11 protein-coding genes are annotated in these 12,449 nt (G+C 74.7%); 8 read left to right on the plus strand and 3 right to left on the minus strand.

The window, feature by feature from the left end:
- Positions 1-14 precede the first annotated feature (14 nt).
- Complete coding sequence (locus IEZ11_RS32960; RefSeq protein ID WP_189266613.1) at positions 15-1,931, plus strand: DUF5107 domain-containing protein; 1,917 nt, start codon at positions 15-17, stop codon at positions 1,929-1,931.
- Here the strand turns inward: IEZ11_RS32960 and IEZ11_RS32965 are convergent, their stop codons facing one another.
- Positions 1,932-2,282 carry a VOC family protein gene (locus tag IEZ11_RS32965; RefSeq protein ID WP_189266614.1) on the minus strand — a complete coding sequence of 117 codons (351 nt, stop codon included), beginning with the start codon at positions 2,280-2,282 and terminating at the stop codon, positions 1,932-1,934.
- 88 nt (positions 2,283-2,370) lie between these two features.
- On the opposite strand from IEZ11_RS32965, the gene IEZ11_RS32970 reads away from it, so the two are divergent.
- The 3 genes from IEZ11_RS32970 to IEZ11_RS32980 all read left to right on the plus strand — a co-directional run bounded on the left by IEZ11_RS32970 (position 2,371) and on the right by IEZ11_RS32980 (position 5,652).
- Positions 2,371-2,805, plus strand: coding sequence for a phage holin family protein (locus IEZ11_RS32970; protein ID WP_189266615.1), 435 nt, complete (start codon positions 2,371-2,373; stop codon positions 2,803-2,805).
- Between the two features lie 257 nt (positions 2,806-3,062).
- Positions 3,063-4,910, plus strand: a complete 1,848-nt coding sequence (locus IEZ11_RS32975) for a transketolase (protein ID WP_189266616.1) — start codon at positions 3,063-3,065, stop codon at positions 4,908-4,910.
- A 49-nt stretch (positions 4,911-4,959) separates the two neighbouring features.
- The gene (locus IEZ11_RS32980) at positions 4,960-5,652 is read left to right on the plus strand and encodes a GvpL/GvpF family gas vesicle protein (protein ID WP_189266617.1); all 693 of its coding nucleotides are present in this window, start codon (positions 4,960-4,962) and stop codon (positions 5,650-5,652) included.
- A 102-nt stretch (positions 5,653-5,754) separates the two neighbouring features.
- Here IEZ11_RS32980 and IEZ11_RS32985 read toward each other — a convergent pair whose 3' ends face one another.
- Complete coding sequence (locus IEZ11_RS32985; RefSeq protein ID WP_189266618.1) at positions 5,755-6,570, minus strand: class I SAM-dependent methyltransferase; 816 nt, start codon at positions 6,568-6,570, stop codon at positions 5,755-5,757.
- A 143-nt stretch (positions 6,571-6,713) separates the two neighbouring features.
- On the minus strand, positions 6,714-8,201 hold the full coding sequence (locus tag IEZ11_RS32990; RefSeq protein WP_189266619.1) for a bifunctional phosphatase PAP2/diacylglycerol kinase family protein: 1,488 nt from the start codon (positions 8,199-8,201) through the stop codon (positions 6,714-6,716).
- Between the two features lie 70 nt (positions 8,202-8,271).
- On the opposite strand from IEZ11_RS32990, the gene IEZ11_RS32995 reads away from it, so the two are divergent.
- The 4 genes from IEZ11_RS32995 to IEZ11_RS33010 all read left to right on the plus strand — a co-directional run bounded on the left by IEZ11_RS32995 (position 8,272) and on the right by IEZ11_RS33010 (position 12,412).
- Positions 8,272-8,919 carry a histidine phosphatase family protein gene (locus IEZ11_RS32995; protein ID WP_189266620.1) on the plus strand — a complete coding sequence of 216 codons (648 nt, stop codon included), beginning with the start codon at positions 8,272-8,274 and terminating at the stop codon, positions 8,917-8,919.
- A 226-nt stretch (positions 8,920-9,145) separates the two neighbouring features.
- The gene (locus IEZ11_RS33000; RefSeq protein ID WP_189266621.1) at positions 9,146-10,765 is read left to right on the plus strand and encodes an ABC-F family ATP-binding cassette domain-containing protein; all 1,620 of its coding nucleotides are present in this window, start codon (positions 9,146-9,148) and stop codon (positions 10,763-10,765) included.
- A gap of 94 nt (positions 10,766-10,859) precedes the next feature.
- Positions 10,860-11,117, plus strand: a complete 258-nt coding sequence (locus tag IEZ11_RS33005; protein WP_189266622.1) for a DUF6158 family protein — start codon at positions 10,860-10,862, stop codon at positions 11,115-11,117.
- A 152-nt stretch (positions 11,118-11,269) separates the two neighbouring features.
- Positions 11,270-12,412 (plus strand): hypothetical protein, encoded by a 1,143-nt coding sequence (locus IEZ11_RS33010; RefSeq protein WP_189266623.1) that lies wholly within the window; start codon positions 11,270-11,272, stop codon positions 12,410-12,412.
- The last annotated feature ends 37 nt before the right edge of the window (positions 12,413-12,449 follow it).

A 12,449-nucleotide genomic window follows, 5' to 3' on the forward strand; every position in this document is an offset into this window, starting at 1 on the left:
CGGTGCCGGGTTCCATGGTGATCGTGACGAGGATCCGACGTGAGGTACTGACCCTGCCCGCGGCGGAGTTGGGCCCGGACAACCCGCTGCCGCCGCTCCGCCCCCTGGACGAGATCCACCGCGTCGACGAGCGTGACCGGGAGGAGCCGCCCCGGGACACGGCCCGCGGACTCGGCTGCGAACCGCTGCCCAGCCTCCTCCCGGTCCGGGTCCGCGACGGCTACGGCAGAGCCCGTACACCCCGGGCGCTGGACGCCCTCGTGATCGAGAACGACCGGCTGCGGGCCACCGTCCTGCCCGGCCTCGGCGGCCGCGTCGCCTCCCTCGTCCACCTGCCCGCCGGCCGCGAACTCCTGCACCGCAACCCGGTGTTCCAGCCCGCCAACCTCGCCCTCAACGGCGCCTGGTACGCCGGCGGCATCGAGTGGAACATCGGCGCCACCGGCCGCACCACCCTCTCCTGCGCCCCGCTGCACGCGGCCCGCGTCCCCGCCCCCGACGGCGGGGAGATGCTCCGGCTCTGGGAGTGGGAGCGGCTTCGTGACCTGCCCTTCCAGGTCGACCTGTGGCTGCCGGACGGCTCCGACTTCCTGTACGCGGGTGTCCGCGTACGCAACCCCCACGAACACCCGGTGCCGGTCCACTGGTGGTCCAGCGCGGCCGTACCCCAGGACCGCCGGATCGTCGTCCCGGCCCAGGAGGCCTGGGAGTTCGGGCCCGAGCGGCGACTGCACCGGGTGCCCGTTCCGGCGGATGACGCCCAACACCCCTACCCGGTCGACTGGTTCTACGACATACCGGACCGGCGGCGCCGCTGGATCGCCGCGCTCGACGCCGACGGCCATGGCCTGGTGCAGACCTCCACCGACGAACTGCGCGGCCGGAAACAGTTCGTGTGGGGGTCGGGCCCCGGCGGCCGGCGCTGGCAGGAGTGGCTCGGCGGACCCGGCGCCGGCGGGTACCGCGAGATCCAGGCCGGACTGGCCCGCACCCAGCTGGAACCCGTCCGCCTCGACGCGGAGAGCGAGTGCTGCTGGCTGGAGGCCTACGGCCCGCTGTCGGCGGCACCGCAGCACGTCGAGGAGCGTCTGGAACTCGCCCTGCCACGCGCCGAGTTCGACGCCGCCCACGCGGCGTGGAAGCCGTACGCCGACACCGAACCCGGCGAAGTCCTCGCCACCGGATCCGGCTGGGGAGCGCTCGAAGTGCTGCGCGCCGACCGGAAGCTGCCCGGCACGCCGTTCCCGGAGCCCACGCTGACCGAGGAACAGGCCCCCTGGCGGGAACTGCTGCGCACCGGCACCCTGCCCGAACCCCGCCGGGTACGGCCGCCCGGACCCACCCTGGTCGCCCCGCACTGGCGCGACATGCTGGAGACGGCCCCCGCCACCCCGCACACCGAGTACCACCTCGGCGTCGCCCAGTGGCACGCCGGCGACCGCGCCCAGGCAGTCCGCAGCTGGGAGCGGGCCCTTCCGCTCGCCCCGTCCCTCTGGCCGCTGCTGCGCTGTCTCGCCGTCGCCGACCAGGAGCACGGGCACCACGAACGGGCCGCCGAACGGTACGCCGACGCCTTCGACGACCTGTGCCGGGAGCGCCGCGACGACGGCGAGGCCTGGACCGCGGCCTCGGCGGCGCTCGGCCGCGAGGCCGTCGAGGCGCTGCTGCGGGTACGGCGGGTCGCGGACGCCCGCGCGGTCTGGGAGGCGCTGCTGCCCGAGACCCGGGCGCGCGGCCGCTTCCGGCTCCTGGAGGCGGAGCTGCTCCTCGCGGAGGGGCGGCGGACGGCGGCCCGAGCCGTGTTCGACACCGGGTTCGAGGTCGCCGACCTGCGGGAGGGGTCGGAGGCGATCGGCCGGCTGTGGGCGCGGCTCGGTGACGAGCCGCTGCCCGCCCGGTACGACTTCCGGATGCGGCCGCAGGGCCTGTGATCAGACCCGGTGCTGGTCGACGTACTCGAACAGCGAGCCGTCCGGGTGCATCGCGAGCAGGTTGCGGCCGGCGGGCGTGGCCACCGGCCCCGCGAGGATCCGGGCGCCGAGGTCGTCCAGCAGCCGGTGGGCCGCGTCGACGTCCTGCACCGCGATCGTCGCGGTGACCTTGCGCAGCACCTCCAGCTCCGCCTCCGGCCCGCTCATCAGAAGGAAGGAGCCGACCGCGGCGACCTGGACACCGCCGCGTTCGAAGCGCTGGGCTCTGCCGCCGGAGAGGCGTTCGTAGAACGGGATCGCGGTATCGATGTCGTCGACGCAGATGCGCAGGGAGGCGCCCAGAATCTCCATGGGCACGAGCCTAGTTGCCGCGGACCGGGATGGTGCCGCCTCCGGTGATCTCCTGTTACGGCATTTCCGGTGCGGGTACCCGCACGGTATGGAACACCTGGATCATCTCGAACATCTGGACAAGGACCTCGTCGACGAGCTGGCACAGGTCGCCCGCGAAACCGTCCGTGACGAACTGCGCGAGCAGGGCCGGAAGCGGCGGCGGGCCGCCGTGCTGTACGGCGCGTCGGGCGCGGTCGCCCTGTACGCCGGGGCCGCCGTGGCGCTCGCCGTGGGGCTGGCCTGGGCGATCCTGCTGCCGGGGTGGGCCGCGGCGCTGGTCACCGCGGCGATGCTGGGGGCGGTCGCGTACGCGCTGCGGGAGGCGGGACGGCCCAGGAGGCCGCACGCCCCGCACCGGGTCGTCGGGGGGACCGCGCCCGCCGGGCCGCCCGGAGGGCTGGGGCTGCCGTATCCGCCGATGCCGGGGACTCCGCCGGTTGCGCCGGGTGCGGATCCGGAGTGGCCTCATCACCGGGGTTGACCTGCGGGGCGGCGCCGTTCGCGTTGCGGTCGTCGCTTTGCTGCGGGGCGGTGGGGCTGGTCGCGCAGTTCCCCGCGCCCCCTAGGGGGCGCGTTTCGGCGGACGGTGATTTCGACGCGCGGTGTTTCGGGGCCGAGCCTACGGTTACCTGGGAGGCCCTGGATCTCGTCGTGTCCCCGGGGGGCGCACCGTGACGCGCCGACCCCGGACCGTGACCGCGCCCGATCCCGCACGGACCGCCTCCTGGAAGGAGCCCCATGAACACCGCCGAAATCGTCGAACTCGCCCAGCAGTTGCGTGTGGACAGCGTGCGTGCGGCCGCTGCGGCCGAGTCCGGGCATCCGACCTCGTCGATGTCCGCCGCCGATCTGATGGCGGTGCTGCTCGCCCGCCACCTGCGCTACGACTTCGAGCGGCCCGACCACCCCGGCAACGACCGCTTCATCCTCTCCAAGGGCCACGCCTCGCCGCTGCTGTACGCCGCCTACAAGGCCGCCGGCGCCATCGACGACGCCGAGCTGCTCACCTTCCGTCGGCTCGGCAGTCATCTGGAGGGGCACCCCACCCCGCGCCGGCTGTCCTGGGTGGAGACCGCCACCGGCTCCCTGGGCCAGGGCCTGCCGGTCGGGGTCGGCATCGCGCTGTCCGGGAAGCGGCTGGAGCACGGCCGCTACCGGGTCTGGGTGCTGTGCGGGGACAGCGAGCTGGCCGAGGGCTCGGTGTGGGAGGCCGCCGAGCACGCCGGGTACGAGCACCTCGACAACCTCACGGCGATCGTGGACGTCAACCGGCTCGGCCAGCGCGGCCCCACCCGGCACGGCCACGACCTCGACGCCTACGCCCGCCGCTTCCAGGCCTTCGGCTGGCACACCGTCGAGGTCGACGGGCATGACGTGGACGCCGTCGACCGCGCCTGCGACGAGGCCGCGGCCACCGCCGGACAGCCCACCGTGATCCTCGCCCGCACCCGCAAGGGCAGGGGCGTCGCCGCCGTCGAGGACCGCGAGGGCATGCACGGCAAACCGCTGCCGCACCCCGAGGAGGCCGTCGCCGAACTCGGCGGAGTGCGGGACCTGCGCGTCCACGTACAGGAGCCGCACGCCGCCCGCGGCCTGCACTCCGTGTCCACGGGCGCGCTCGAACTCCCGCGCTACGACCCGGGCGACGAGGTCGCCACCCGTGACGCCTTCGGCAACGCGCTCGTCGCACTCGGCCACGCCCGCGCCGACGTCGTCGCACTGGACGGCGAGGTCGGCGACTCCACCCGCACCGAGCTCTTCGGCAAGGAACACCCCGACCGCTACTTCGAGTTCTACATAGCCGAACAGCAACTCGTCGCCGGTGCCGTCGGCATGGCCGCCCGCGGCTGGGTGCCGTACGCGTCCACCTTCGCCGCCTTCCTCTCCCGGGCCTACGACTTCGTGCGCATGGCCGCCGTCAGCGGCAGCGGGATCAACCTGGTCGGCTCGCACGCGGGCGTGGCCATCGGGCAGGACGGGCCGTCCCAGATGGGCCTGGAGGACCTGGCGATGTTCCGCGCGCTGTACGGCTCGACCGTGCTCTACCCGTGCGACGCCAACCAGACCGCCCGGCTCGTGGCGGCCATGGTCGGGCTGGACGGCATCCGCTATCTGCGCACCTCGCGCGGTGCGAGCCCGGTGATCTACGGCCCGGACGAGGAGTTCCCGGTCGGCGGCAGCAAGGTGCTGCGCTCCTCCCCGGAGGACCGGCTGACCGTGGTCGCCGCCGGGGTCACCCTGCACGAGGCGCTCAGGGCCGCCGACATGCTCGCCGAGGAGGACATCGCGGTCCGGGTCGTCGACCTGTACTCGGTCAAGCCCGTCGACCGGCGCACGCTGCGCCGCGCCGCGGTGGAGACCGGCTGTCTGCTCACCGTCGAGGACCACCGTGAGGAGGGCGGGCTCGGCGACGCGGTCGCGGAGGCGTTCGCGGACGGCGGGCCCGTACCGCGGCTGGTCCGGCTCGCCGTGCGCACCATGCCGGGTTCGGCCGCGCCCGACCAGCAGTTGCACGCCGCGGGGATCGACGCCGACTCGATCGCGGTGGCCGGGCGGCTGCTGGTCGAGGAGGCCGTCGTGCGCTGAACCGCACGACGCGGGCCGACGGCCGGGAGCAGGGGCAGGAGGAGGACAGATGACAGGTCGGGGCGGACTCCGGTACGTGTACGCCGTCTGCCGTCCGTTCGAGGCGGCCCTGCAGACCCAGCTCACCGGCGTGGCCGGCGCCCCGCCGGGGCTGCTCAGACACCGCGGCCTGGTCGCCGTCGTCAGTACGGTCCCGGAGGGGGACTTCGCGGAGGAGCGGCTGCGGGACCGCCTGGTGGACCCGGAGTGGCTGGCCGCGACCGCCCGCGCCCACCAGGGCGTGGTCGACGCGCTCACCACCGTCACCACGCCGCTGCCGCTCCGGCCGGCCACGGTCTTCCGGGACGACAGCGGCGTACGGTCCATGATGGAGGCCCGCGAGGCCTACTTCCTCCGGACCCTGGACCGGCTCGACGGGCGGGTCGAGTGGGGCGTGCGGGTGTACGCGGACCCGCCCGAGCGGCGAGGGGCCGCCGAGGAGTTCGCCCGTGCTCTGCATGAGCGGCTCTCCGGGCGGGCCGAGGATTCCCGGCTTTCCGGTCCGTCCGCGCGGAAACCGCTGGACGCCGCTTACCTGGTGCCGCGCACGGATTCCGAGGAGTTCGTGGAACTGGTCGACCGGGCGAAGGCCGCCGCACCGGGGATACGGGTGGAACTCACCGGTCCCTGGGCGGCCTATTCCTTCACGGAACCGGCCGGCGAGCCGGCCGCCGGACCGACGGGGCCGGCCGCGCGCGGATGACGTGGCCACCGGAACCACTGGAACCACCGGAACCTGCTGCCGGTGCCGGGCGTGCCGCGGACCGGGAAACCAGGCGTGTTTCCCGGGAGCCGCTGATCAGGCTCACTTGCGGCAGAGGATCTCGCCGTGCAGCACGGCGAACCAGCCGTCCTCCTGGCCCGCCCACTCCCGCCAGGCCGCCGAGATCGCCGCCAGCTGCTCCGTGGTCGCGTGGCCGCCCTCCGTGGCCCGCCGCGCGTAGGACGAGGCGACCGTACGGTCCCCCCACAGCCCGCCCCACCAGGCCCGCTCATCGGCCGTGCTGTACGTCCAGGTGCCCGAGGTGGCCGTGATGTCGGTGAGCCCCGCGGCCAGCGCCCAGGACCTCAGCCGCCGCCCGGCGTCCGGCTCGCCCCCGTTGGCGCGGGCCACCCGCCGGTACAGCTCCAGCCAGTCGTCCAGCCCCGGCACCGCCGGGTACCAGGTCATCGCCGCGTAGTCCCCGTCGCGTGCCGCGATGAAGCCGCCGGGCTTGGTGACCCGGCGCATCTCGCGCAGCGCCTGCACCGGGTCGCCCACATGCTGGAGCACCTGGTGGGCGTGGACCACGCAGAACGTGTCGTCCGGGTAGTCCAGCGCGTGCACGTCGGCGACCGCGAAGTCCACGTTCGTCAGCCCGCGCCCGGCGGCGGTCTCCCGGGCCTGGTCCAGGATGTCCGGTGCGCGGTCGACGCCGGTGACCTGGCCGTCGGGGACCAGGCCCGCCAGATCGGCGGTGATCGTCCCGGGGCCGCAGCCGATGTCCAGGATCCTCATGTGGGGCTTCAGCGAACCGAGCAGGTAGGCGGCGGAGTTGGCGGCGGTGCGCCAGGTGTGCGAACGCAGCACCGACTCGTGGTGCCCGTGCGTGTAGACGGCGGTCTCCTGTGGCTTCGACATGGCTCGACCCCTTCGCGTCACACCGGCGGACGGGGCCGGACGACCCCGTCTCGCGGTATCCGCAACGCTACGCCCGCATGTCGAATGATGAGACCCGTGTTTTGCCATGTGGACTGACAGGTCGTCATGACGACTCCGGCGGGTCAGGGTAGCGGCCGGTACACGGTCAGCGCCCCGGGCAGCTTCTCCACGGTCATCTCGCCCGCCACCTCGGTGACTTCACCGTCGTACGCGAGCGGGGTACCGGCCGCGACGCCGGTCAGGCGCAGCCGGCGCACCCGCGCCTCCGCGTGGGCGGGGGAGCGGGTCAGCGGGCTCACCAGGGCGGCCGACAGCAGGCTGAGCGCGGGATGCCGGCCCCCGTGCACCACGCGCACGTCGAGCTGCCCGTCCGCCAGATCGGTGCGTCGGCCCGGGGCCAGACCCATCCGGTGGTAGACGCCGTTGCCGACGAACAGCAGCCACAACGGGTGGGTCTCGCCGCGCAGTTCGACCCTCAGCGGATGCCGGTCCGTACGCAGCACGCGCAGCGCGGCCAGCACCTCGGCGGGCCGGCCACCGATGCGGTGCGCCCAGTGCTCCCGCTCCCGGACCAGCTCCGGATAGACGCCCAGGCTCAGCGTGTTGAGGAAGACGCCCGACCGGTCCCCGGAGCTGAAGCGGCCGACGTCCACCCGGACCGCCTCGCCCTCGCGCACCGCCCGGCCCAGACCCCGGCCGTCCTCCACGCTCAGGTCGTAGGCGAAGTGGTTGAGGGTGCCGCCGGGCAGCACCGCGAGCGGCAGCCCGTGGCGCAGTGCGATCCGGGCCGCCGCGTTCACGGTGCCGTCGCCGCCGCACACCCCGAGCGCCCGTGCCCGCGCCGCCGCCTTCGCCAACTCGCTCTCCACGTCCTCCGGTTCGCACTCCACCAGCTCCGCCTCCGGCAGCTCGTGGCGCAGCACCCGTATCCGGTCCGCGCTCCCGGAGGCCCGGTTGGCCACCATCACCAGACCGGCCCCGCCGGGCAGCGCCGGGGCCTCGGCACGCGGCCGGGGCGGCGGGCCGGTCTGCGCCCGGGTCGGCACCAGCCGGCGTACGGCGAACGCGGCACCGGCGCCCAGCGCGGCGCCCGCGAGCACGTCGCTGGGGAAGTGCACGCCCGTGAAGACCCGGGACACGGCGACGGAGAACGCCACCGGCGCCACCACCGCGCCCCACCCCGGGGACTCCAGGGCGACCCCGGCCGCGAAGGCGGCCGCCGACGCGGCGTGCCCGGAGGGGAACGACGTGGTGATCGGCTGCCGCTTCAGGTGCCGTGCCGCGGGCACCGGGGCCAGCAGCGGGCGGGGGCGGCGCACCGAGCGCTTGCCGAGGGTGTTGATGGCCAGGGAGGCCAGGGCGAGCGAGGCCAGACCGCGGACGGCGGCCCGGCGGGCCCGGGGCGTGCGGGAGGCGGCCACCGCGGCCGCGGTCGCGAACCACAGCACCCCGTGGTCGGCGCTCCGGCTCAGCCGGGGCAGCACCGGCTCGGCGAGCGGCCAGTTCCGCGCGGCGGCCCGCTCGAACAGCCGGTGGTCGAGAGCGAGGAGCCGGTCGCGCAGCGCGTGCCGGCCGGGCTTCAGGACGGTGAGGTCGACATCTGGGCTCATGCGGGTCCGGTTACCCTGAACTCGCACTTTCCTGCCGGCCCGCGGTCCGGTCGAGTGAGAGGAACCCTGGATGCGCCTGCTCCTCATACGTCACGGGCAGACCCCGACCAACGTCGACTTCCTCCTCGACACCGCCGTACCGGGTCCCGGTCTGACCGCCCTCGGCGAGCGGCAGGCGGCGGCCCTCCCCGGGGCGCTCGCCGACGAGGACATCGAGGCCCTCTACGTGTCCACCCTGCTGCGCACCCAGCTCACCGCCGCCCCGCTGGCCGCCGCCCGAGGTCTCGACCCGGTCGTCCGCGACGGCGTCCGGGAGGTGTCCGCCGGCGACCTGGAGCTGCTGCCCGGCCACTCCGAGCGGGGCCAGGAGTACATGCGGACCGTGTTCGCCTGGGCGGCCGGGGACACCGTGCCGCGCATGCCCGGCGGGGAGAGCGGGGACGAGGTCCTGGGCCGCTACGACGCGGTGATCGCCGAGGCCGCCGCGAGCGGTGCCGGGACGGTCGCGGTGATCAGCCACGGCGCGGTGATCCGCCTGTGGACGGCGGCCCGCGCCGACAACGTCGACGTCCCCTACGCGGCCTCCCGTCCCCTCGACAACACCGGTGTGGTGATCCTGGAGGGCTCTCCGGCCGACGGCTGGAAGGCGGTGTCCTGGGCAGGGGCGGTCGTGGAGCCGACGGGGGCGAGCGGGCCGACGGGGGAGCCGCTGCAGTAAGGGGCGCCGTCTTCGGCCGCGGGTGCGTCGTGGTTGCTCGCGCAGTTCCTCCCCCGGCCTTCGGCCGGGGGTACCCCCAGCGCCCCTGAAAGAAGGGCGTCACGGTGAGCGCCCCTTCAGGGGCGCGGGGAACTGCGCGACCAGCCCCCACCGGGCCGCAGCCGAGAACGTCGGCCGGAGATAACGGTTTGCCCCAGGTCGGGGATGCCCCGCAGAATCCCTGACCATGGGACATCTGGAAGCCGCGCATCTCGAGTACTACCTCCCCGACGGGAGGGCGCTGCTCGGCGATGTGTCGTTCCGGGTGGGCGAGGGGGCCGCCGTCGCCCTCGTCGGACCCAACGGCGCCGGCAAGACCACGCTCCTGCGGCTGGTCTCCGGCGAGCTGAAGCCGCACGGCGGCACCGTGGCCGTGACCGGCGGTCTCGGCGTGATGCGCCAGTTCGTGGGTTCCGTACGGGACGAGACGACCGTGCGCGACCTGCTGGTGTCCGTCGCGCCGCCCGGCATCCGGGAGGCCGCGCAGGCCGTCGACCGGGCCGAGCACGCCCTCATGACCGTCGACGACGAGGCGGCCCAGCTGCGGTACGCGCAGGCCCTCGCCGACTGGGCCGAGGTGCGCGGCTACGAGCACGAGACCCTCTGGGACATGTGCACCACCGCCGCACTCGGGGTGCCCTACGAGAAGGCCCAGTGGCGACAGGTGCGCACCCTCTCCGGCGGCGAGCAGAAGCGGCTGGTGCTGGAGGCGCTGTTCCGGGGCACCGACCAGGTGCTGCTGCTCGACGAGCCGGACAACTACCTGGACGTGCCCGGCAAGCGCTGGCTGGAGCAGCAGCTGAAGGAGACCCGAAAGACGGTCCTGTTCGTCTCCCACGACCGCGAACTCCTCGCCCGCTCCGCCGAGAAGATCATCTCCGTGGAGCCCTCGCCGACCGGCGCCGACGCCTGGGTGCACGGCGGCGGTTTCGCCACCTACCACGAGGCCCGGCGTGAACGCTTCGCCCGCTTCGAGGAGTTGCGGCGCCGCTGGGACGAGAAGCACGCCCAGCTGAAGAAGCTGGTGCTGAGCCTCCGCCAGGCCGCCTCGATCTCCCACGAGCTGGCGTCCCGGTACGCGGCCGCCCAGACCCGCCTGCGCAAGTTCGAGGAGGCCGGCCCGCCGCCCGAGCCGCCGCGCGAGCAGGACATCCGGATGCGGATCAAGGGCGGCCGTACCGGCGTACGCGCCGTCACCTGCGCGCACCTCGAACTCACCGGCCTGATGAAACCCTTCGACCTGGAGGTCTTCTACGGCGAACGGGTCGCCGTCCTCGGCTCCAACGGCTCCGGCAAGTCGCACTTCCTGCGGCTGCTGGCCGGCGAGGAGGTGGCGCACGAGGGGCAGTGGAAGCTGGGCGCGCGGGTGGTGCCCGGCCACTTCGCGCAGACCCACGCCCACCCCGAACTGGAGCGGCGCACCCTGCTGGACATCCTGTGGACGGAGCACTCCCAGGACCGCGGCGCGGCGATGTCCCGGCTGCGCCGCTACGAACTCACCCAGCAGTCCGAACAGAACTTCGAGCGCCTGTCCGGTGGCCAGCAGGCCCGGTTCCAGATCCTCCTGCTGGAGCTGCAGGGTGTGACGGCGCTGCTCCTGGACGAGCCCACCGACAACCTCGACCTGGAGTCCGCCGAGGCTCTCCAGGAGGGTCTTGAGGCGTTCGACGGCACGGTGCTCGCCGTCACCCACGACCGCTGGTTCGCCCGCTCCTTCGACCGCTACCTGGTCTTCGGCAGCGACGGCCGGGTCCGTGAGACCCCGGAGCCGGTGTGGGACGAGCGCCGGGTGGAGCGGGCACGGTAGGAGGTCCGGCAGGGAGGCCCGGCCGCCCGGATGTTCGTACAGTGGAGGCAGGAATCCGGACCGCCGGGACCCACACGACGAGCGGGGTACCACCATGACCGGAGTCGACCCCAGCCGGCTGGACGACCAGCAGCTCATGAAGGAGCTGGAGAACATCCACCGGACGCGCCACGACACCCTGCTGTACGGCTCGAACGACGCGCTGCGGGCCCACAACGAACGCATGGCCCAGCTGGAGGGCGAGTACCTGCGGCGCAATCCGCGCCGGCTGGTCGCCGCCGGCCGTACCCGGGAGGGCGCCCGCGAGCGGAACTGCGCCGAGACGGCGACGCCGGGCGCCTCCGCGGGCTGAGCACACCGGCCACCGCCGCGACGTCACCCGAAAGGGGACGCGTGTCCCGCGAATGGGGTCCGGCCGCGCGCGGCGGGGCGTGGGGCGGGCTGTGATGGCTGCGGGGGTACGGGTTTCGTGCCTCCGAGTCGTCCGTGCAAGGAGTTCCTCCCATGCGCCGCACCGTTCGCACCCTGTCCGTCGCCGTCCTGGCGGGTGCCGCGTTCGGCGCCACCGGTACGGCCGCCGCGGCCGCCGGCCCCGCCGCCGAGGTCAGTCCCGGCAGCGCCCGGCCGGGCAGCACCGTCGTCGTCTCCGTGACCTGTGAGAAGACCGGCGGGCGGGGGACCGGGCAGGCGCCCTCGGCCATCGACGCCACGTCCTCGGCGTTCGCCGGGCGCACCGTCCGGCTGGCCAGGGTCGAGCAGGACGGCGGGCTCGTCTACCGGGGCACCGCGCAGGTCGTCTCCGGGGACAGGCCGGGGACCTACACGGAGGGAGCCGCGGCGGAGGGAGCCGCGGCCGGGGGCGCGGCCGGCGCCGGCCGCACCGGCAACTGGACCGTCGACGGGAGCTGCCCGGCGGCGGGCGAGGCGGGCGAAGCCCAGCCGCGGCCTTGGACCGCGCCCCTCGCGGTCGCCCCGGGCGACGGCGGCACGGCTTCCGTGGGCGACGGCGGGACGGTTCTGCAGGGCGGCGGTGGCGCCATGCCACAGGCCGGCGGCGGCACCGCGCCGGAGGCCGGCGGCGGCGCGGTGCTCCCGGGCGACGGGGGAACGGCTCCGCACGGGGACGACGGCCTGGTCACCGGCGGGGACCGCGGGGACGACGGCATGGCCTCACGCGGGGACGACGGCATGTTCACCCGCGGTGACGAGGGCACGGGCACGGCTCCGCGCGGTGACGAGGCCACCGGCACGGCACCTCGCGGTGACGAGGGCACGGGCACGGCTCCGCGCGGTGACGAGGGCACCGCGGGGCGCGGGGACGACGGAACGGGCTCCCGCGGCGACCACTCGGCGGCCTCCCACGGGGACGACGGCGCGATCCCCCATGGTGACGGGGACGCCGGGCGCCCCTGCGCCGGCGGGGGACAGCAGGCGTGCGGTGGCGGTGACCGGCAGGAATGCGGCGGGGCGCGCGGAGGTGACGACTCCTGCGCCGTGGCGGGCGTGCAGCACGGGGTGGAGGCGGGGGACGGGGGTGCCTACAACACGTCCGTACCGGCGCTGGTCGCGGGCGGGATGCTGATCGCGGCCGCCTGCTGCGGCGCCGTGTACCGGCTGTGGGGCGGGCGGTTCCGCACGCACGGGTGACCGGGCCGCCACCGGACGCCCCGGAGCGACCACTCCG

The organism is Streptomyces fuscichromogenes (assembly GCF_014645815.1).
Lineage (GTDB): Bacteria > Actinomycetota > Actinomycetes > Streptomycetales > Streptomycetaceae > Streptomyces > Streptomyces fuscichromogenes.